Genomic DNA, 19,409 nt, shown 5'->3' on the forward strand with positions numbered 1-19,409 from the left:
CCGTCACACCCTGCCCCGGACCCACCGGCGAACGCGCCCACTGGTGGTGGTACCAACCCTTCCAACCCCAAGCACCACCAACCACCAACAACTAGATCGGCCGCAGTGGCCGTTGCCGCACGATCGTCGGCCACCAGAACCACGGCCCGTAGATCCGCACCAGCGACGGCACGATGAACGAACGCACGATCAAGGTGTCGAGCAGCAGACCGATGCAAACGGTGGAACCGAGCTGGCCGATGGTGCGCAGATCACTGGCGAGCATGGCCAGCATGGTGAAGGCGAACACCAGACCCGCCGAGGTCACCACCCCGCCGGTGCTGCCCAGGGCCCGGATCAGGCCGGTGTTCAGCCCTGCCGGGAGTTCCTCTTTGAGCCGGGCTATCAGCAGCAGGTTGTAGTCCGAGCCCACGGCCACCAGGATTATGAATGTCAGCGGCAGGATCAGCCAGTGCAGGTGCAGCCCGATCAGGTGCTGCCAGATCAATACCGATAGCCCGAATGCTCCGGCGTAGGAGAAGGCCACGGTGCCGGGAATCACCAACGCCGCGACCAGGCTTCGGGTGATCACCAGCATGATCAGGAAGATCAGCACAAAGGCCGCGATCGCGGCGATCAGCAGATCCGATCGTGAGTACTGCTGAATGTCTTTGTTGTTCGAGCCGGATCCGCCGATGTAGATTTTCGCGCCGGCCAGCGAGGTCTCCTTCAGGGCGATCTTGATGGCGTCCGGAAACTTCTCGACGTGCTCGATGCCTTCGGGGCCCATGGCGTTTCCCTCGTGGGTGACGATGAACCGCGCGGCCTTGCCGTCGGGAGACATCATCAGCTGCATACCGGTCTTGATGTCCTCGTTTGCGAAGGCAGGCCGGGGTATGTAGAAGAAGTCGTCGCTGCGGGAGGCGTCGAAGTCGTTGCCGACGTTGATCATGTCGTCGAAGGTCTGGTCGGTGTTCTCAGCCTGAATACTGGAGGGGCCGTAGGTGTTCACGATCAGAGATCGCAGAGCGATCTGGTCTTCGGCCATGATGTTCAGTTGCGCGACCATCTGCGGCAGCAAGGAGTCGACGACTTCCAGCGACGTGACCGCGTTCTTGATGTTCTCCGCCAGCTTGTCGACGCTGTCCATCATGTCCCACAGCGACCGGAACGCCCAGCAGATCGGGATGTCGTAACAGTGCGGCTCCCAGTAGAAGTAGCTGCGGATCGGCCTCATGAAGTCGTCCAGATTGGACAGCTGCTCATCCATCTGTTCGGTGAGGGCCTGCATCTCCTCCATGGTCAGCACCGTGGAATGCATTTCGTCGGAAAGCTTCTGGGTCAAGGCGATCGTGGTCTGCAGAACCTCGACGGTGTGCCCCATGATCTGGGCTTGCTTTTCGGTGTTGGCGTTCTGTTCCCGGGTGAACGGCAGCTGCAGGCCGTTGGCACTGCCCTGCACGGTGAATAGGTAGGGCAGCGAAGCGTGCTCCAGCGCGCGTCCCATCGGCCTGGTGATGCTCTGCACCATGGCCACGCCGGGCAGGCGGATCAGCGCCTTGGCCACCCGGTCCAGTGAGATGAAGTCCGCCGAATTGCGCATGTCGTGATCCGACTCGACCATCAGCATTTCGGAGAACAGCTTGCTCTTGGCGAAATGGCGGTCGGCTGAGGCGAATCCCAGGTTGGCGGCGGAGTTGCGCGGCTGATAGGTGCGGTCGTCGAAGCTGACCTGGTAGGTCGGCACGAATACTGCCCCGACCGTCACCAGTGCGGCACTGGCGGTCAAGATCGGCTTGGGCCAGCGCACCACGCTGGTCGCAATCCGGCGGTATAGCCGCGCCTTGACGGTTCGCTTCGGGTCGAACAGCCCGAACAAGCTGCCGACACACAGGATCGCCGGGCCGAGCGTCAGGGCGCCCACGACGGTCAGCACCATGCTGATGGCCACCGCGGGCCCCATGGTGTTGAAGTAGTTCAGCCGCGCGAAGCTCAGGCAGTAAGCCGCACCGGCAATCGTCAGCCCGGAGCCCACGATCACGTGCGAAACCCCCCGGTAGGCGGTGTAATACGCGTCTTCCCGACTTTCGCCGTTCAGTCGCGCCTCGTGATAACGGCCCATCAAGAAGATGCCGTAGTCCGTCCCCGCACCCAGGGTCAGTGAGACGACCATGTTCACCGCGAACGACGACAGCTGGATGTAGCCGAAATGCCCGAGGGTCGCGATGACGCCCTTGGCGACCAACATCAGGATCAGCACCCCGAACAGCGGGACCAGCATCGTGATGAAGGAGCGATAGACCAGCAGCAACATGAAGATGATCAGGAAGATCGTGGCGATCGTGATGTTGTTCAGGCTCGAATTCGCCGTCGCCACCGTGTCGGCGGCCAGGGGCGCTGCGCCGCTGACATAGACCTTGAGCCCCGCCGGCGGGTCGGAGGTCGCGACGGTATGCCGCACGGCGGCAACGGATTCATTGGCCTGCATCTGGCCGATGTCACCGGCCAGCCGCAGCAACACGTAGGCGGCCTTGCCGTCGAGACTCTGGGCGCCGGCGGCGGTGATCGGTTTGCCCCAGGTGTCCATCACGTACTGGACGTGCTCGGTGTCGGCGCCCAGCGTGCGCACCAGGTCGTCGTAGTAGCGGTGGTCCTGGGCGGCCAGCGGGCGGTCCGCTTCGAGCACCAGCATGGTCATGCTGGTCGAGGTGGACTCTTCGAACTTCTCGCCGATCGCCAGCATCGCTGCCTGCGACGGCGCATAGGTCGGCACCATCGGACCGGCGAGCTCCTCGGCGACCTTCTCCACCTGGGGCACAAAGGTGTTCGTGGTCATGGCCAGCAAGCCCCAGCAGACGATGATCGGTATAGCCAGCAGGCGGACGATACGTGCGACGAGGGGACGCTGCTCGGGATGCTCGCTCATGCGGACTTCACTCGGCAGGTGATGTCGGCGTTGGCATGGGTGTTGGTGTGCTCGTCGCGGATCACGTCGTCGACCAGGATCCGGCAGCCGACGAAGTCGCCGCTTACCTGCACCGAGATGCTGCCGGAGACCACTGTCAGCATCGTCGTCTCGTCATGCGTCCAAGGCAGGCCGTCCAATTCGACGGTGTGGGGGTGCCCGTCGATATCGAGGTAGGAGAGCAGGGCACCATCGCCGGCGGAGCCGAACACCTCATAGGTCAGCTTCTTGGGGTTGAACTGTTCGGGCGCCTGGGGTGGATTGACCATCAGCACCGGCCCCGGAGCGGACATCTGGTGAACCTTCCACATCGACAGCCCGCCCAGGCTGAGGGCGATGACGGCGGCCAGCGGCATCCAGGTGCGCGCCAGCATCGACCTGCGCGGCGGCGGACTCACTCGGCTTCCACTTTCGACGCCGCCGGAAGCAGCTTCTTCAGCTTCCTGACCCGCACGATCTGGGCGGTCATATTCAACGAGCCGAGCATCGGGATCACCCCGATGAACGTTCGTTCCGACGGGGTGGCGCCGTGGAGTTGTTCCAGGCTGCCCAGCACATAGAGGCAGCCCAGTGAGAACGTGGCGGCGGGCATACAGAAGGCCAGCGGTGTGCGCAGGTCGGTGACGGCGCGGGTCGCGAACTCCAGTTCGTCGCGCGACATGGCTTGGCGCTTGCGGAGCTTGGTCAGCACCGCCCTCCGGGCGCCGTTTCCTTCACTGATCGGCAGCGGGGGCCGGCTTCGCAGCTGCCGGATATAGAGGAACAGGCCGGTGGCGAAGGCCAACAACGCGATGAAGACGACCGCCGCGAGATCGCCGAACAGGTGCCAGTTCGTGCCGAACATATTCCAGTTCATCGCCGACGCCGGCCCCCAATCCGTCGCAACAGCCAGTACCCCGGTGGCCTGGACAGCTGATTAGGAATGCTAAACGTCTCGTAATGAGACGTCAACATCTCATTACGGGACTATGCTGTGGTTATCATGGGAATCGTGAACGAGCATCACCCTGAACTCACCGGGGCGCAATCCCGCACCCGGGCCGCCCTCCTCGACGCGACGGCATCGGTCCTGGCCCGCGACCGCACCGCCACGCTGCCGGAGATCGCCGCGGCCGCTCAGGTCGCCCGCTCGACCCTGCACCGCTACTTCAGCGACCGGGATCGGCTGATCTACGAGACCACGCTCGACTCGATCCGCGTCATCAGCGACATCCTCGCAGCCGCGGCGACCACCGAGGGCTCGGCGATCGACGCGATGCGACGCGTGATCACCACACTGGTTCCCGAAGGCGATCGGATCGTGTTCCTGTTCGCCGACCCCGCCGTACTTCGCGACATCCCCGCCGAGAACCTGCCGAACTCCGCGCCGATTCTCGAACTCATCGTGCGCGGCCAGCAAGAAGGTGTCTTCGATCCCGACATCAGCGCGGAATGGATTCGGGTGGCACTGTTCGGCATGTTGGTCAAGGCCTGCAGCGAGGCCGCGCGGGGCACGGTGCCGCGCCACAGCATCGTGCCGACACTGACTCGGATCTTCGAGCGCGGGGTGACGCTCGCGCACTAGCCCGGCGCCCGCACCACTCCCATCGCCGAGACAGCGTCGACGTGGCTAGTCTGGCCTGGAATTGCAGGACGGCTACTTGAGGTGGGCAATGGGGAACCCGACGTGAGCGCAGTGGCCCTGAGCACCGAGCTACCGATCTCCGCGGAACGCGCCGCGGCCCTGGCGCGCAAACCGGCGTTGATGCAATTCGTACTGGCCCCGGCCCTCACGCTGCCCGGGCTGAGCGCCCCTGATCGCATCGAGGTGGGCACCACCGCGTCGGCACGGCTGTGGTTGTTCGGGGTCATCCCCGCGTGGACTCATCACCTGGAAATCAAAGAACTCGACGATCTGATGATCTACACCCATGAGCACGGCGGGCCGGTGCGCACCTGGAATCATCGGCTGACGTTCACGCCCGTGGATGAGCATCGCTGCCGCTACACCGATGAGATCGAGACCGATGACGGCGTTAAGGGCTTGGGCACGCGCCTGTTCATCCGGTTGTTGTTCGCCCATCGGCACCGCCGCTGGGCCGCGCTCGCCGCCATCCTGGCCTAACCGGCCGCAGCGCCCGGCTACGCCGCGCTCGCGGTCCCCGCTGACCCAACGGCGGCGACCCGCAGCGCCCGGCTACGCCGCGCTCGCGGTCCCCGCTAGGGTGCTTTAGTCGGCTTTCCGCAAACCAGCCGATAGAACGGTTGAGTCAACTCATGACCACAGCAGAGACGTCGGCGCTGGAATCGCGGGTCGGCCACTACTACCAGATGGACGGCACCTACGTGGTCGGCCGGGAGAAGGTCCGCGAGTACGCGCGCGCCGTGCAGGACTATCACCCCGCACACTGGGACGTCGCCGCTGCCGCGGAAATGGGCTACTCGGGTCTGGTGGCGCCGTTGACGTTCACCTCGACCCCGGGCATGGCGTGCAACCGGCGCATGTTCGAATCCGTTGTCGTCGGCTACGACACCTACATGCAGACCGAAGAGGTCTTCGAGCAACACCGCCCGATCGTCGACGGCGACGAACTGACCATCGACGTCGAGCTGACCTCGGTGCGGCGAATCGCTGGCCGCGACCTGATCACCGTCACCAACACCTTCACCGACACGGCTGGGGAAGTGGTGCACACCCTGCACACCACCGTCGTCGGTGTCACCGCCGAGGACATCGGCCCGGAGGTCAAGACCGCGGTGCAGCGGGCCATGATGCACGACGTCAACATCCTTGACGTCGGCGAATCGGCCGCCCGCTACGAAAAGACGGTGCGGCCTGCCGGCGAAGTCCGGATCTCCGAGGGCGGCCTGACCCGCACCCCTGCCACACCCTCCTTCGACGACGTGAAGGTCGGCGACGCACTGCCGGTGCATCACACCCGGCTGTCCCGGGGGGACCTGGTGAACTATGCCGGTGTCGCCGGCGACGCCAACCCCATCCACTGGGACGAGGAGATCGCCAAGCTGGCCGGTCTCCCCGATGTGATTGCCCACGGCATGCTCACCATGGGCCTGGGCGCGGGCTTCGCCTCCTCCTGGACCGGCGACCCGGGCGCGGTCACCCGCTACGCCGTACGACTGTCCGCGCCCGCGATCGTGTCCGCCAAGGAAGGCGCCGACATCGAATTCAGCGGCCGGATCAAGTCGCTGGACCCGGAGACCCGCAGCGGTGTCATTTTGGTCGCCGCGAAGTCCGAGAGCCGGAAGATCTTCGGCCTGGCGACCATGAACGTCCGCTTCCGCTGACCTTCGGCTCGGTACGAGGATCTTCAAGCCTGGCAGGACGCCTGCAGTACAGCGACAGGGAAGAGCCAGTTCGCTGACAGCTAGTTTCCAGTAAACACTGCGTACGATCAGTCCGACTGAGATGACGCTTGTGAAGAACAATTTCGCCGAACGTAGAGGCGTAGACCGGATTCGACAAACCGGCTGATGACGCAGCCGGATAACTCGAATCGGCTGCGATTTCTCTCGTTTGGAAATTAGGGCATTAGAGCCGTCAAAAAGCTTGATGTAAGCGGGGAATCGCCGCGGATAGCCTGATGACAGCTGCCTCACAACAGTTTTCGAAGATGTACTGCTACCACTATCAACTGAAAAAGTCGCACGCTGTTTACATCGCAGGAACCTCGAATAGACAACGGCCGTCTAGCGTTCGGGTTTCTACGCGAGTTTCGAGCGTCGACAGTCAAGACGCGTGACGTAAGGAGTCACCCGATATGGATTTTGCTGCATTGCCGCCGGAGATCAATTCCGGACGGATGTACGCGGGTGCGGGCTCCGGCCCCCTGCTGGCGGCCGCTTCAGCTTGGGATGCGCTCGCCGCGGAATTGGGTTCGGCGGCTTCGTCCTACGAGTCCGTGGTATCGAGCCTTACGGGCGAATGGTCCGGCCCGTCGTCTACTTCGATGGCCGCCGCAGCCGAGCCGTACGTGACCTGGATGAGCACGACCGCCGCCCAAGCCGAACTCTCAGCCAACCAGGCCCGCGCCGCGGCAGCAGCCTACGAGGCGGCCTTCGCGGCCACCGTGCCACCGCCGGTGGTGGCAGCGAACAGGATGCAGCTGGTAACCCTGATCGCGACGAATCTCCTCGGGCAGAACACGCCGGCGATCGCAGCCACCGAGATTCACTACGCGGAGATGTGGGCGCAGGACGCGGGGGCGATGTACGGCTACGCCGGCTCGGCCGCGGCGGCAACGCAGCTCAGCCCGTTCAGCCAGCCCCCGGAGACCACCAATCCGGCCGGCGCGGCCAACCAGTTGGCAGCGACGGCAGAGGCAACCGGAAACTCGGCGGCCTCCAACATCTCGCAGCAGGTCTCCCAGCTGCTGAATGCGATGCCCCAGGCACTGCAGTCGCTGGTCTCCAACCCCATGGGGACCGCGGCGGCGACAACACCATCGGATCTCTTAGCCAACTGGAACTTGATCTTTTCTACACTGACCGGGCCCACAACCCCGCTCGGCTGGTCGACGATCCCCGGTGGCTATTGGCTGGCGTTCGGGCAGCTGTACTCCTGGATCATGAACTCGATGGCTGCGCAGTCCTTCTTCGCCGGCCCGAAAGCCATTACCGGAGCGCTGCTGCCGCTGGCACCGCTCGCACAAACAGCACTACCGGCGGCAAGCCTGAGCAGTGCCACAGGTGTACTGGGCAACGCGGCGTCGGTCGGCAAGCTCTCGGTGCCGGCATCATGGACAGTTGCGGCACCCGCGACCAAGTTGGTCAGCATGGCTTCGTCACTGCCGGCAACCCTGGAGGCCGCCCCGATGGCGGCCGTCGCCGGTCAGGACGCCATGTTCGGCGAGATGGCACTGTCCAGCCTGTTGGGCCGCGGCCTGGGCGGCACCGCGACCCAGTCCGTCGGCGCGGCGACCCGGTCGCTGCGCAACAGCGGCGGGTCCGATGCCTTCGGCCCCATTCCGCCCGGTGAAGCCGATCCCGCGGCGGCCACCATCATCGTCATTCCGGCACTCGACGAATGACCCCGCGATGACGAAACGTGGCCTCCCCCAGCCGACTCAGTCGCACTCGACCAGATAAGGGTGTCGAAATGTACTTCTCTTTTCTCCCGCCGGAAATCACCTCGACCAACATGTACGCCGGCCCCGGCTCCGGGCCGCTGATTGCCGCCGCCACGGCGTGGGGTCGTCTCGCCAGCGAATTAAGCACCGCGGCATCTGAATACGACGCGGTGCTCGCCTCGCTGACCGGTGAATCGTGGACCGGTCCGTCGGCGGCGGCGATGACGGCGGCCGCCCAGCCCTTCACCGCCTGGATGTCGACGACCGCGGCCACCGCGGCGCAGGCGGCCGCCCAGGCGCAGGCCGCGGCCACCGCCTACGAAGCGGCGCACGCGGCGGTCGTTCCGCCGGAAGTCGTCACGGCCAACCGGACCCAGAACCAGATGCTGTACGCCACGAACTTCCTCGGCCAGAATCTCGCGGCCATCGCGGCCAACGAAGCCCAGTACCTGGAGATGTGGGCGCAGGACGCCGCTGCGATGCAGACCTATGCCGCATCGGCCGCCGCGGCCACCAAGATCACCGCGTTCACCGAGCCTCCGCAGACCACCACCGGGACCGCCGCAGCCACCTCGGCGGCCAGCACGGGGTCGGCGGTAGCCACCTCGGGCAGCAACTCGATCCTGGATTTCCTGGCCGACCTGGCGACCCAGTACAACACCTTCGTCAACAACCTGCTCGTCCAGCTGACCGGCAACCCGAGTGCTCCAGCCAACTTCGCGTCGCTGTTCGCCGCCTTCAAGGGTCCGGCGGGGCTGACCACACCATTCAACGACGTCTCGCTGCTGGTGAACTTCCCGATCCAGAACTTCCTCAAGTTCGGAACTCCGATAGGCCGGGTTTTCGAAGGCCTGCCGCTCAGCGGGCTCGGCGCCGGGCTTCGTGCCGGAGCCGCCTCCGCAGGTCTTGCCTCGACGGTGTCGGCCACCATGTCGGAGGCGAACCTGGTGGGCAACCTGTCTGTCCCGCCGAGCTGGGCCTCTGCCAGCCCGGCGATCCGGCTGGCGGCCACCGGCGCGCCCGCCGCGGGCCTGGCTGCCGCCCCGGCCGCGGGAATGGCCGGCGGCCTGCTCAACCAGGCGGCACTGGGCAGCATGGCCGGCGGTGCCCTGGGCAGTGCCAGCCCCCGGACCGCGAACGCCGGCTCCGGGCGGATCCGGATCCAGGGCGGCAAGGCCAAGACTCCGGTCAAGCTCGACGCGGTGATCGCCAAGCTGCAGAGCCAACCCGAGGCGGTCCAACACTGGAACGTCGATCAGGCCGGACTCGACGAACTGCTTGACGAACTGTCCCGCAAACCCGGCGTTCACGCCGTGCACCTCAAGGGCGCCAAGAAAGCCGCAACACCCCACAGCTGACGCCCACCAACGGCGCCAAAAGCCTTCCCCCTTCCCCGAAAAGAGAGAGTAATGCTTCTCGAGTTCTGGCAGAACTTCACGCACAACCTGTTCAAGCCACTGTTGTTGTTCTTCTACTTCGGCTTCCTGCTCGCACTGGCCAAGGTGCCCTTCGAGTTTCCGAACGCGATGTATCAGGGCCTGACGATGTACCTGCTGCTGGCCATCGGCTGGCACGGGGGCGAGGAGCTCGCCGGCATCGACCTGTCCCAGGTCGGCGGAATCCTCGGATTCATGCTCACCGGCTTCGTGCTGAACTTCCTGATCGGCACCATCGCCTACCTGTTGCTGAAGTACCTGACCAAGATGCGGGAAGTCGACCGCGCAACGGTCGCGGGCTACTACGGCTCCGATTCGGCCGGAACCTTCGCCACCTGCATGGGCGTACTGGCCACCATCGGCATGGCCTTCGACGCCTACATGCCGGTCATGCTGGCCATCATGGAGATCCCCGGCTGCTTGGTGGCGCTGTTCCTGGTCGCCCGGTTGCGCCACCGCGGTATGGACGCGTCGGGCAACATGCCCCACGAGCCGGGCTACACGGTGCCGGCCGTTTCGGTCCCGACAGCCGTGGGCGCCACGCAGGCCGGTGACCCCACCGGCGGCCTGGCCATCGAGACGAGCCCCGAGCGTCGCGTGGAGACCGGGGTGGCCTCGAACGGGCGCCTGATCAGCCGGGAACTGGTGCGAGAGGTCTTCCTCAACCCGGGCATCTGCCTGCTGCTCGGTGGCATCGCGATCGGTTTCATCAGTGGCCTGCAGGGCTCGAAGGTCACCGGTGTGGACGACCCGGTCTTCGTCACCGCGTTCCAGGGCGTGTTGTGCCTCTTCCTACTCGAGATGGGGTTGACCGCGGCGCGCAAGCTGAAGGACCTGAAGTCCGCCGGCCGTGGTTTCATCCTCTTCGGCCTGCTGGCTCCCAACCTCTTCGCAACGCTGGGTCTGTTTGTCGCACACACCTACTCGCAGCTGACCGGCGTCCATTTCCAGCTGGGCACGTACGTTCTGTTCGCCGTGCTGTGCGCCGCGGCGTCGTACATCGCGGTGCCGGCGATCCAGCGACTGGCGATCCCGGAAGCCAGTCCCAGCCTGCCGTTGGCCGCATCGCTGGGTCTGACATTCGCCTACAACGTCACCATCGGCATTCCCCTCTACATCGAGATCGCCCGTCTCATCACGTCGCAGTAGGGGGATTGCACAGCATGCAACGTAGGAGGAACGATATGCGCAGCGTGTTAGCGATCTTGGGCATTGCCGCCGTCATCGGGTGCGCCGCGCCGGCGTACGCGGATCCCGGCGACGGCGACGGCGGTGACGCCGCTTTCCTGTCTGACCTACGAGCCGCGGGGCTCACCTTCGCCGGTAGCGATCAGGCCATTGTGGCCGGCCATGCCGTCTGCAGCATGGCCAACAACGGCGAGACGGGTTTGCAGGTCGTCAAACAACTCACGGCCGACAATCCCGGGCTGACGATGGACGGCGCCGCGAAGTTCGCGGCCGTCTCCGCCAATGCGTACTGCCCGCAGCACTTGCGGAAGTAGTCGGCCTACGCCTTTGTGAGCTCCGCGTAGCGGGCGATGTGGGCGTCGGTGGTTCCGAACTCGTATTGAATTGCGGTGAGCCGCTTGAAGTAGTGGCCGATCGCCAACTCTTCGGTCATGCCCATCCCGCCGTGCAGCTGCACCGCCTCCTGGCCGACGAATCGGGCCGCCCGGCCGATGGTGGCCTTGCCGGCCGACACCGCACGGGCCCGGGTTGCCTCGTCGGCCTCGAGGTTGAGGATCGCCAGGTAGACCGCGGCAGCCGACTGCTCCACCTCCATGAACATGTCGACCATCCGGTGTTGCAGAACTTGGAAGCTGCCGATGGGCTGCCCGAACTGCTGGCGCTGCTTGCAGTACTCGACGGTGTCCGCCAAGACTTTCCGCATGCAGCCCACCGCCTCGGAGCAGATCGCCGCGGCGCCCTCGTCCCGGGCCTGCGCCAATGACGGCCACGCACCGCCACGCTCGCCCAGCAGGGCGTCGGCGCCGAGCCGCAGATCGGTGAAGGTGATGTCGGCCGCGCTGCGGTCGTCGATGGTGCGATACGGATGCAGGGTGATTCCCGCGGCGTCGGCCTCGGTGAGGAACAGCGAGATTCCGTCTTCACCCTCGATGCGGGCGGTGATCAGCAGGTGCGTGGCCAGCGGTGCCGCCACAGCCATGATCTTCGAGCCGTTCAGCACCCAGCCGTCCCCATCGGGGCGCGCCAGGGTCTCCGCATCCTGCCACCGGTCGGCCGAACCCGGCTCCGCGGCGGCCAGGGCCGCCACCGCGGTACCGGCGACCAGCTCCTTGAGCACGCCGGCTGCGACCGGGCTGCCGGAGCGGTGCAGCAGACCGCCGGCGACCACCACAGTGTCGACATAGGGCTCAATCACCAGCGCATGCCCGAGCGCCTCAGTGATGACCATGAGTTCGACTGCGCCGCCGCCAATTCCGTCGAACTCTTCGGGGAGTGTCGCGCCAAGGATGCCCAGTTCACCGGCGAAGGCGCGCCAGATCTCGGGCTGCCAGCCGGCTCCGGTCTTGGCCGCGGCGCGGCTCGTCTCGAGGTCGTAGCGCGCGGCGAGGAACTTGGTGATGCCGTCACGCAGCATCTGCTGCTCAGTGTTCACGTTGAAGTCCATTAGAGCCCCAATGCCGCCTTGGCCAGAATATTCCGCTGAATTTCGTTGCTACCGGCGTAGATCGAGCCGGCCCGGTCGTTGAAGTAGCGCAGGGGAGCCACCGCCTGCCACGGTTCGCCAGACGCATATCCGTCGGCGGGCGGCTGGTAGTCGGCGATCGGCCCTCCAGGCGCGGTGACATGCGGCTGATAGATGCGTCCGCGCGGTCCGGCCGCCTCCAACGCCAGCGCGGTCAGTTCCTGGCTCAACTCGGTGCCCAAGATCTTCAGCATCGACGACGACGCTCCGGGATTACGCCCCTCGGCGACGGCGGTGAGCACCTGGTATTCCAGGATCTCCAATACCTCGGCGCGAATCCGCGCGTCCGCCAGCTTGCGCATGAAGGCGTCGTCGTCGGCGAGCTTGCCACCGCGCGGTCCCGGCTGGTCCTTGGCCGCCGTGGCGATCTCCTCGGCCACCACCTGCAGGCCCGGGGCCACCGCGCCGCCGCCGCGCTCGAATTCGAGCAGGTACTTCGCGACGGTCCAGCCGCTGTCGATCTCTCCGATGACGTTGGTCTTGGGGACCCGCACCTCGTCGAAGAACACCTGGTTCTGGATCTCTTCCCCGGAGGTCATCACCAGCGGCCGAATCTCGATGCCGGGCGAGGTCATGTCGATCAGCACGAACGTGATGCCCTGCTGCTTCTTGGCGGTCCGGGAGGTCCGTACCAGGGCGAACATCCAGTTCGCCTCGCCGGCGTGGGTGGTCCAGATCTTGCTGCCGGTACAGACCAGGTCGTCACCGTCGACGGTGGCGGCCATCGACAAAGCGGCCAAGTCCGATCCGGCTTCCGGCTCGGAGTACCCCTGACAGAAGAACACCTCACCGGTGAGAATCCGGGGCAAGAAGTAGTCCTTCTGTGCGTCCGTTCCGTACCGGACGATGGCGTGCGCGACCATCCGGATTCCCATCGGCGACAACGACGGTGCACCGGCAAGCGTCGACTCGCGGCTGAAGATGTAGTGCTGGGTCAGGCTCCAATCACAGCCGCCGTGCTCCACCGGCCACGCGGGCGCCGCCCAACCCCGCTCATGCAGAATCGCCTGCCACGCCATGCTGGCCTCGTGATCGGCGTAGACGCTGGTCATCAGCCGACCCGCGCGCCGCAGCTCCGGGGTCAGCTTTTGGTCGAGAAAATCCCGCACCTCCGCTTGAAACGCCCGGTCTTCCTCCGACCACCGCAGATCCATTAATCTCCCCTGCCGTATCGGCGGATAGACGCTTTTCCGCGAAGTCTAGCCGCCGTGCTGTCGGGCCCGACTCCCGCCGCCTCGGCTGATACGCGCGGGCTTGCCTAACGGATGCGCCCAGCGATGCCGTCCACCAACAACGCACGACCCTGCTCGGTGCCGTCGAGCATCCGGGTGATCCGCCTGACGATCTGCCACCGGCCGGGCGCGCCCGCCACCCGGCCGAGGTGAAAGTAGTTGGCGCCGCCGCGCGCGACGCGAAACTGGTTGCCTTGTTTGACCAGCAGCATCGAGTCACACACGGCGACCGCCTCGTCACCGGTCACGGTGACCACCGCCGGGCCCAGAAAATGCATACATCCGCGAGCGATCAGATCCTGGTGACCACGAGAGTGCACCATCGCCGCAATCTCCTCGCGGCCGTTCATCAACCAGTTCTCGACGTCGTAGACCCCATCGTGTTGCCACAACGCCGCAGTCGATTCGGAGTCGCCGGCGTCCACCAGCGGGCCGTAGGACGCGATCAGCCGCTCGATGGCGCGCTCGTCCTCGACCTGCTGCAGGCGCCGCTCCAGTTCGGCCAGCCGTTGCTCGATCATCGCCCGACCCGGGGCGACAGGTCGGCCAACTCCGCCAGTGCGATCAGCTGGTCACGGAAGTGCGCCGAAGAGCGCGCTGCGATCATACAACTGACATCGGTGGCACCGACGTCAGCGAGCCTGCCGATCCGATCGAGGGCCTGCTGCGGGGACCCGATCGGGTCCAGCGGCGGCGTCGACAGCACGACTGCGAAGCTGTCCGGGAGATCCACAGAGCCAAGGTGTTTCGTCAGCTCCTCAATACGCAGGCCGAACGGCGTCCAGCCGTCACCCAGGTCCACCGCCCGCCGAAGCGAACGGCGGGTGTGTCCGCCGACCCAGATCGGAACTCGCTGCTGTACCGCGCACGGCTGCACGACCATCGAGTCGAAGCTGTAGAAGGCGCCGTGATAGGCGGGGTGGGTGGTCGATAGCGACGCCCGCAACGCCTTCATTGCGTCATCAGCCCGGGCGCCGCGGTCATCCCACGCGCAGCCGAGCAGGTCGAACTCCTCACGCAGCGATCCGACCCCGACGCCGAGGGTCAGCCGGCCGCCGCTGAGCCGGTCGAGGGTCCCGTACCGTTTGGCGAGCTCCAGCGGATGGTGATAGCCCAGCACCACAACCGATGTCACCAACCTAATGGAGCGGGTGCGGGCGGCCAGAAACGAGAGCGTGGCCAACGGGTCCCAGTAGGTCGTCCCGCGACCGGCCGCGGCCTCGGCGGGCACCGCGACATGTTCCGAGCAAGTGAGGTAGGCGAAGCCGAGTTCATCCGCGGCCGCGGCGATCTGGCTGATGTCCTCGACGTTGCCGTCGGCTTCCCAGCTCGAGGCTGCGCCAGGGACCTGGATGACGACCGGTGTCGCCAAGCCAAGCCGCATCAGCGGGACCGAATCCGGGGACCGTTGTACCGCAAGGGCTCTACGCCTTTCGTTGCGCCGCGCGAGTGGGATAGCCTCATGGAGCTAAACTAGAATGAATTTTAGTTATGGAGGCGTCTCTTGTCTAGCGGTGGTCAACCCGGGTGGGTACAGCAGTACGGCCCCTGGGCTGTGGTCGCGGGCGGCTCGGAAGGCGTCGGCGCCGAGTTCGCGTTCCAGCTGGCCGACGCCGGCATCAATCTGGTCCTGGTCGCGCGCAAGCCAGACCCGCTGCGCGACACCGCCGATCGATGCAGGACACGTGGCGTGCGCGTCCGTGAGCTGGCCGTGGATCTGACTGCCGCGGATGCGGTCGCGCGGATCGGCGAGGCGACGTCGGATGTCGAGGTCGGGTTGCTGATCTACAACGCGGGCGCCAACACTCACAGCACACAGTTCCTCGACGGCGACCTGGCGGCCTTCGAGCGAGTGCTCGACCTGAACGTTCGGACGCCGCTGGCGCTGATCCACCAATTCGGGAAGCCGATGCGCATCCGGCGGCGCGGTGGCCTGCTGCTGGTCGGGTCACTGACCGGGTATCTCGGTTCAGCGCGGCAGACCGTATACGGGGGCGTGAAGGCGTTCAGCAGGATCTACGCCGAGGGCCTGTGGCTGGAGTTGCGCGACTACAACGTGCACGTCCTGGAATTGGTGCTCGGTGTGACCAGGACGCCTGCGATGGCACGGGCCGGCCTCAACTTCGACCTGCCGGGGCTGCGCGTGTCCGATCCGGCCGATGTCGCCCGTGAAGGGCTCGAACAGCTTCCGCGGGGACCGGTGCACGTCATCTCGGCCCACGCCGACAGTCCTGCGGTGCACGCCATCACAGATCGGGCCGAAGCTGTGCTCGCCTCGCATCGGCTGATGCAGAAGTTGCTCGCAACGGCCCCCCGAGCTTCTGATGCCCCGCCCGCCGGTTGAGCGCGACGCCGCTGTTCCCACCACGGCCGCGCAACGGCAACGCTGCGAACGCATTCTTGCCACCGCGGCCCGGCTCGGTGCCCGCGACGGGCTGGAAGCCGTTCGGATGCAGGATGTGGCCGACCGGTCGGCGGTGTCGATCGCAACCCTCTACCGCTACTACCCCACCAAGCATCACCTGTTCAGCGCGTTGTTGTTGCACTACACCCGGACCGCCGGCCCGTCGCACCCGCCGACGGGCTGCCCGGCGGCCGACGTCACCGACCTCATGGTCGGCATCTGCCGTTCGATGCTCGCGCGGCCTCGGCTGGCTCGTGCAATGGTCATCTCGGTCAATGCCCGCCGGTCCGAGTCGCCGGCAACCGGGGACTTCAACCTGCGTGCCCGCATCTTGTCGGTGGCCGGGATCTCCCGGCCCGCACGGCGGGACACCCAGTTGGCGCTACTGGTCGAGCAGTGCGCCTACGGCATCTTGTCTTGGGCGGTGATGGGTGAGACGACGCCGGCGCAGGCCGAACGCGACATGCGGCGCGCCTGCGAGCTGCTGCTAGCGCCCTGGCGAGGTGATCCGCACGCCGGACCCGCGACGCTGCGCTGACAACGTGCCCGGGGATACGCCAGCGCTGGAGCGGGGCATTGCCACCGCCGTCCCGAGGATCCAGGCGAACAAGAATGCCGGCATCGCGGTGATCGAGTAGCCCTCCAGCGACAGCGGACCGCTGCGGAAGACGAACGTCAGGAGCAGCACCGGATGGACCACGGCGGCAGCCAGTGCCAGGTGACCGGTGTAGGCCGGCAACGCCTGGCGCGCATAGACCGCGATCACGAACGCGCCCAGCGCCACCACCAGGGGCATCCCCGACATCGCCAGCAGTCCGAACGTCAGGTCGTAAAGCAGTGACGCCGCGTCGGCACTGCGGCGCCGGTACAGCAGGAGGTCAAAGGCGGTGAACCCGCTGAGCAGCAGCGTCAGGCATCCGATGAAGCCGGCGGCGAAGCAGGTCGGAAGGATCGACTTCATGGGCAGCCGATCCCGTAGGTAGGCCCACACCGCGGCCCCGAAGACGAACCAGAGCGTGACGCCGATGGTGTTGAGCGCCATCGCCACAACCAACCGGTCGTGGTGAGCCATGGCCCACCGCGCCACGTCGACGGACTGCGTTCGGGTTTCCGGGAAAGACCAGATCGGGTAAGCCAGCAACGTGGCCGCGGGCAGAACGGCGCCCAGTATGCCGGACCACCGGGCCACCCGTGGCGCGTCCCAGGATGTGCCGATCACGAAAGTTCCCCCTGTGGTCGGGCGAGGTCCCATTGACCGAAGTCCGCGGCGAGGACGTCGTTGACATCCACATGCGCACCGTCGATGACGAAACCCGGCTCGGTCGCGGTGACGATTTCTCGTTGGAAGAGTACGGCTGCCGGTTCGCGGTCTCCGTGCGACCATGCCCGGGTCTGCCATGCCCACCGGTGACCCGGGCTGGTCGACTGTCCGATCACCCCATCGTTGATCGCCCAGGTGCATTGGCGCGCGCCGCCGTAGATGCCCGTGCGGTCAACGCCCAGGACGGAGTTGATCCCGCGAAACCATTGGAGCGCCAGCTTCCTCCATGTTGTGGCGTCGATGTCCTCGTCGACACTGAAGTAGATCGGCGCCGACGGGGGTCCCCCGGCCGCGGCATGCAGCCGCAGCGCCGTCTGCGCATCGGCCACGCCGCCGTCGTAACCCCGGGTGAAGTCCGACGGCGACTGTGTCCAGCCTGGTTTGCCGAACTGGTAGCAACTGGCGACCTGCAGGCCGGCGGCACGCAGCCCGTCGGCGTAGTCGCGGGTGACGGGTTTGAAGTCGAAGGTGGCGCCCGGACGGAGCTCGGAGACGTACACCATCGCCCCGTCGAATCCGGCGGCCTTGATCTGGTCGGGCGGCACCAGCCGGTGGGCGAAATCAACGACCTGCAGCCCGTTCGCACGGGACCTCGGTGCGCCGACCGTCGCCCCGAGGACGCCGGGCAGGGCCAGCGCCGGGGGAAGTAACGCGGCATACCTCAGCAGGTCGCGGCGCGAAGCGGAACGCGTCACAACTGGCAAGGGTACCGGCGAGACGTTCCTACAATGTGCTGATCACCGATTCGCCGAACTGGCCCAGTGCCTCGACCGTATGGCTGAGGCTGTCGCCGGGAACGGTGACCTGTACCCAGGTCACGCCGGCTTCGGCCAGCTGGCCCAGGCCGTCCAGGTAGGCGCCGGGATCGAAGTCGTCGTAGCCGGGACGGCCGCCGACGAGGTTCGAGAAACAGATGTCGATGGCGGCCCAGTCACGGCCGGCCCCGTCGCAGCGTCGTTTCAGGTCGTCGATGCCCGCGGTCAGGGCTTCGACCGAATTCATTTCGGCGGTGCGGGCGGTGCTGGCCAGGCCGGGCGACGCCGGGAACGGCGCCCAGCCCTGGCCCCGTGTCGCGACCCGTTGACGCGCTTTGCCGGTGTTTCCGCCGATCCAGATCGGCGGATGGGGGCTGCTGACCGGTCGCGGGTGCGCGGTGATCCCGCGGGCGCGAAAATGCCGGCCCTCGAATGAGACGTCGTCACCGGTCCAGATGGCTCGGATGACGTCCAGGCTCTCTTCGACCAGTGCGGCGCGCTCCTCGAAGTCCACCCCCAAAGCGGCGAATTCGCCCTTGAGGTAGCCCACACCGACGGCCAAGGTGAACCTTCCCCCCGACAACAGATCCAGGGTCGCACCCGATTTCGCCACCACGAACGGGTTGCGGTAGGGCAAGACAACGACGTTCGGGATGAACCGGATCGTTTCGGTATGCGCCGCGGCGAATCCCATCGCCACGAAGGGATCGAGACTGTCGTGGCCGCCGGCGTCGAGCCAGCGCTGTGTCGGTGCCGGGTGGTCGGTGAAACCCATGGCGTCAAACCCGGCGGCTTCGGCGGCCCGCGCAACGGCGCTCACCGCCTGCGGCGAAACCAGCTCCGGATGGCAGGGATGGGTGATGATCGGGTAGGTGAACGCGAACCGCATACGCCTCTCCTTCGCGTGGAGTTGCTAAGTGGTCGTCGGCCGTGGCGGGCCGAGGATGTAATCGCCACCGTCGGGATGGTGGTACCAGCCGCCCGCGGCGTGGGTTCCGCCGTCGACGTGAAGCGTCTGGCCGGTCACGTACGAACTCAGGTCGCCGGCCAGAAAGACCGCGGCCCCGGCCATCTCGTCGACATGACCGGGGCGGCCCATCGGAATCATGTGGGCCACGCCGGCCAGCATCTCTGCCGAGCCGACTCGTTCGATACCTTCGGTGAGCGTGAGGTCCGGGGCCAGGCAGTTGACCCGGATGCCGTGCGGCGCCAACTCCAGAGCCGCCGTTTTAGTCAGGTTGATGACACCCGCTTTCGCCGCCGCGTAGGCCGCATAGCCAGGCGCGGCACGGGTGCCTTCGATGCTGGCGACATTGATGATGCTGCCGGCCGCGCCGTGTTGGACCAGTGTTTGCGCGACGCGCTGCGTGCAGAGCAGGACCTGGGTGAGGTTGGACCGGATCAGGGTGTCCCAGCCCTTGGGTGCCGTCTCCAGCAACGGGGAGAAGAACACCCCGCCGGCATTGTTGACCAACACCGTCGGCAAGCCCACCGTGGCAAGGGTTTCCGCCATTGCCGCATCGACCTGGCCGGAGTCGCGG

At 66.2% G+C, this 19,409-nt stretch carries 21 protein-coding genes; 10 read left to right on the forward strand and 11 right to left on the reverse strand.

The genetic code is table 11. From position 1 onward, the window contains the following. On the forward strand, positions 1 to 95 hold a 95-nt coding region (locus LI94_RS24530), incomplete at its 5' end, for a hypothetical protein (protein WP_239651224.1). Here LI94_RS24530 and LI94_RS13555 read toward each other — a convergent pair. The 3 genes from LI94_RS13555 to LI94_RS13565 are packed head-to-tail and all read right to left on the reverse strand — an operon-like array spanning position 92 to position 3,800. Beyond that, on the reverse strand, positions 92 to 2,905 hold the full coding sequence (locus LI94_RS13555; protein WP_046301494.1) for an RND family transporter: 2,814 nt from the start codon (positions 2,903 to 2,905) through the stop codon (positions 92 to 94). The two genes, LI94_RS24530 and LI94_RS13555, sit on opposite strands and share 4 nt — an antisense overlap. Further along, on the reverse strand, positions 2,902 to 3,318 hold the full coding sequence (locus LI94_RS13560) for an MmpS family transport accessory protein (protein ID WP_046301495.1): 417 nt from the start codon (positions 3,316 to 3,318) through the stop codon (positions 2,902 to 2,904). The genes LI94_RS13555 and LI94_RS13560 overlap by 4 nt, the downstream gene beginning before the upstream one ends. Positions 3,319 to 3,338: 20 nt before the next feature. Next, positions 3,339 to 3,800: a hypothetical protein gene (locus tag LI94_RS13565; protein ID WP_046301496.1), complete on the reverse strand. Its 462-nt coding sequence runs from the start codon at positions 3,798 to 3,800 to the stop codon at positions 3,339 to 3,341. A gap of 135 nt (positions 3,801 to 3,935) precedes the next feature. Between LI94_RS13565 and LI94_RS13570 the strand changes: the two genes are divergently transcribed. The 7 genes from LI94_RS13570 to LI94_RS13600 all read left to right on the forward strand — a co-directional run bounded on the left by LI94_RS13570 (position 3,936) and on the right by LI94_RS13600 (position 10,948). After that, positions 3,936 to 4,508 (forward strand): TetR/AcrR family transcriptional regulator, encoded by a 573-nt coding sequence (locus LI94_RS13570; protein ID WP_239651223.1) that lies wholly within the window; start codon positions 3,936 to 3,938, stop codon positions 4,506 to 4,508. A 180-nt stretch (positions 4,509 to 4,688) separates the two neighbouring features. Then, the gene (locus tag LI94_RS13575; protein ID WP_343252068.1) at positions 4,689 to 5,048 is read left to right on the forward strand and encodes a hypothetical protein; all 360 of its coding nucleotides are present in this window, start codon (positions 4,689 to 4,691) and stop codon (positions 5,046 to 5,048) included. Positions 5,049 to 5,200: 152 nt separating this feature from the next. Beyond that, positions 5,201 to 6,229, forward strand: coding sequence for a fused (3R)-hydroxyacyl-ACP dehydratase subunits HadA/HadB (locus LI94_RS13580; protein WP_046301497.1), 1,029 nt, complete (start codon positions 5,201 to 5,203; stop codon positions 6,227 to 6,229). Between the two features lie 473 nt (positions 6,230 to 6,702). After that, complete coding sequence (locus tag LI94_RS13585; protein WP_046301498.1) at positions 6,703 to 7,971, forward strand: PPE family protein; 1,269 nt, start codon at positions 6,703 to 6,705, stop codon at positions 7,969 to 7,971. A 68-nt stretch (positions 7,972 to 8,039) separates the two neighbouring features. Continuing rightward, positions 8,040 to 9,368, forward strand: a complete 1,329-nt coding sequence (locus LI94_RS13590; RefSeq protein WP_046301499.1) for a PPE family protein — start codon at positions 8,040 to 8,042, stop codon at positions 9,366 to 9,368. Between the two features lie 51 nt (positions 9,369 to 9,419). Continuing rightward, positions 9,420 to 10,595, forward strand: coding sequence for a sodium-dependent bicarbonate transport family permease (locus tag LI94_RS13595; protein ID WP_024441638.1), 1,176 nt, complete (start codon positions 9,420 to 9,422; stop codon positions 10,593 to 10,595). Positions 10,596 to 10,630: 35 nt separating this feature from the next. After that, positions 10,631 to 10,948 (forward strand): DUF732 domain-containing protein, encoded by a 318-nt coding sequence (locus LI94_RS13600; RefSeq protein WP_036457547.1) that lies wholly within the window; start codon positions 10,631 to 10,633, stop codon positions 10,946 to 10,948. Between the two features lie 5 nt (positions 10,949 to 10,953). On the opposite strand, the gene LI94_RS13605 is transcribed toward LI94_RS13600, so the two are convergent. From LI94_RS13605 to LI94_RS13620, 4 genes are all read right to left on the reverse strand, one after another. Then, complete coding sequence (locus LI94_RS13605; protein ID WP_024441637.1) at positions 10,954 to 12,078, reverse strand: acyl-CoA dehydrogenase family protein; 1,125 nt, start codon at positions 12,076 to 12,078, stop codon at positions 10,954 to 10,956. Continuing rightward, positions 12,078 to 13,310, reverse strand: coding sequence for an acyl-CoA dehydrogenase family protein (locus LI94_RS13610; protein ID WP_024441636.1), 1,233 nt, complete (start codon positions 13,308 to 13,310; stop codon positions 12,078 to 12,080). The genes LI94_RS13605 and LI94_RS13610 overlap by 1 nt, the downstream gene beginning before the upstream one ends. A 104-nt stretch (positions 13,311 to 13,414) precedes the next feature. Further along, the gene (locus LI94_RS13615) at positions 13,415 to 13,909 is read right to left on the reverse strand and encodes a nuclear transport factor 2 family protein (protein WP_024441635.1); all 495 of its coding nucleotides are present in this window, start codon (positions 13,907 to 13,909) and stop codon (positions 13,415 to 13,417) included. Then, positions 13,906 to 14,772, reverse strand: a complete 867-nt coding sequence (locus LI94_RS13620; protein WP_046301500.1) for an LLM class F420-dependent oxidoreductase — start codon at positions 14,770 to 14,772, stop codon at positions 13,906 to 13,908. The genes LI94_RS13615 and LI94_RS13620 overlap by 4 nt, the downstream gene beginning before the upstream one ends. 120 nt (positions 14,773 to 14,892) lie before the next feature. Between LI94_RS13620 and LI94_RS13625 the strand changes: the two genes are divergently transcribed. Together LI94_RS13625 and LI94_RS13630 are read left to right on the forward strand one after the other, a co-directional pair. Next, positions 14,893 to 15,732 (forward strand): SDR family NAD(P)-dependent oxidoreductase, encoded by an 840-nt coding sequence (locus LI94_RS13625; protein ID WP_046301501.1) that lies wholly within the window; start codon positions 14,893 to 14,895, stop codon positions 15,730 to 15,732. After that, entirely contained in the window at positions 15,713 to 16,330 is a 618-nt protein-coding gene (locus tag LI94_RS13630; RefSeq protein WP_046301502.1) for a TetR family transcriptional regulator, read from the forward strand. The genes LI94_RS13625 and LI94_RS13630 overlap by 20 nt, the downstream gene beginning before the upstream one ends. Here the strand turns inward: LI94_RS13630 and LI94_RS13635 are convergent. The 4 genes from LI94_RS13635 to LI94_RS13650 form a co-directional block, all read right to left on the reverse strand. Further along, on the reverse strand, positions 16,280 to 17,011 hold the full coding sequence (locus tag LI94_RS13635) for a hypothetical protein (protein ID WP_192830974.1): 732 nt from the start codon (positions 17,009 to 17,011) through the stop codon (positions 16,280 to 16,282). The genes LI94_RS13630 and LI94_RS13635 overlap by 51 nt on opposite strands. Further along, complete coding sequence (locus tag LI94_RS13640) at positions 17,008 to 17,748, reverse strand: DUF1906 domain-containing protein (protein WP_239651225.1); 741 nt, start codon at positions 17,746 to 17,748, stop codon at positions 17,008 to 17,010. The genes LI94_RS13635 and LI94_RS13640 overlap by 4 nt, the downstream gene beginning before the upstream one ends. A gap of 88 nt (positions 17,749 to 17,836) precedes the next feature. After that, entirely contained in the window at positions 17,837 to 18,757 is a 921-nt protein-coding gene (locus LI94_RS13645) for an LLM class F420-dependent oxidoreductase (RefSeq protein ID WP_046301503.1), read from the reverse strand. Positions 18,758 to 18,781: 24 nt separating this feature from the next. Continuing rightward, on the reverse strand, positions 18,782 to 19,409 hold a 628-nt coding region (locus tag LI94_RS13650; protein ID WP_046301508.1), incomplete at its 5' end, for an SDR family oxidoreductase.

The sequence above is a fragment of the Mycobacterium sp. UM_Kg27 genome, assembly GCF_000972905.1.
GTDB lineage: Bacteria > Actinomycetota > Actinomycetes > Mycobacteriales > Mycobacteriaceae > Mycobacterium.

Coding starts and splice junctions, on each gene's coding strand:
- LI94_RS13555 (WP_046301494.1), bottom strand. CDS start 2,905: ATGAGCGAGCATCCCGAGCAGCGTCCCCTCGTCGCACGTATCGTCCGC.
- LI94_RS13560 (WP_046301495.1), bottom strand. CDS start 3,318: ATGCTGGCGCGCACCTGGATGCCGCTGGCCGCCGTCATCGCCCTCAGC.
- LI94_RS13565 (WP_046301496.1), bottom strand. CDS start 3,800: ATGAACTGGAATATGTTCGGCACGAACTGGCACCTGTTCGGCGATCTC.
- LI94_RS13575 (WP_343252068.1), top strand. CDS start 4,689: ATGCAATTCGTACTGGCCCCGGCCCTCACGCTGCCCGGGCTGAGCGCC.
- LI94_RS13580 (WP_046301497.1), top strand. CDS start 5,201: ATGACCACAGCAGAGACGTCGGCGCTGGAATCGCGGGTCGGCCACTAC.
- LI94_RS13585 (WP_046301498.1), top strand. CDS start 6,703: ATGGATTTTGCTGCATTGCCGCCGGAGATCAATTCCGGACGGATGTAC.
- LI94_RS13590 (WP_046301499.1), top strand. CDS start 8,040: ATGTACTTCTCTTTTCTCCCGCCGGAAATCACCTCGACCAACATGTAC.
- LI94_RS13595 (WP_024441638.1), top strand. CDS start 9,420: ATGCTTCTCGAGTTCTGGCAGAACTTCACGCACAACCTGTTCAAGCCA.
- LI94_RS13600 (WP_036457547.1), top strand. CDS start 10,631: ATGCGCAGCGTGTTAGCGATCTTGGGCATTGCCGCCGTCATCGGGTGC.
- LI94_RS13605 (WP_024441637.1), bottom strand. CDS start 12,078: ATGGACTTCAACGTGAACACTGAGCAGCAGATGCTGCGTGACGGCATC.
- LI94_RS13610 (WP_024441636.1), bottom strand. CDS start 13,310: ATGGATCTGCGGTGGTCGGAGGAAGACCGGGCGTTTCAAGCGGAGGTG.
- LI94_RS13615 (WP_024441635.1), bottom strand. CDS start 13,909: ATGATCGAGCAACGGCTGGCCGAACTGGAGCGGCGCCTGCAGCAGGTC.
- LI94_RS13620 (WP_046301500.1), bottom strand. CDS start 14,772: ATGCGGCTTGGCTTGGCGACACCGGTCGTCATCCAGGTCCCTGGCGCA.
- LI94_RS13630 (WP_046301502.1), top strand. CDS start 15,713: ATGCCCCGCCCGCCGGTTGAGCGCGACGCCGCTGTTCCCACCACGGCC.
- LI94_RS13645 (WP_046301503.1), bottom strand. CDS start 18,757: ATGCGGTTCGCGTTCACCTACCCGATCATCACCCATCCCTGCCATCCG.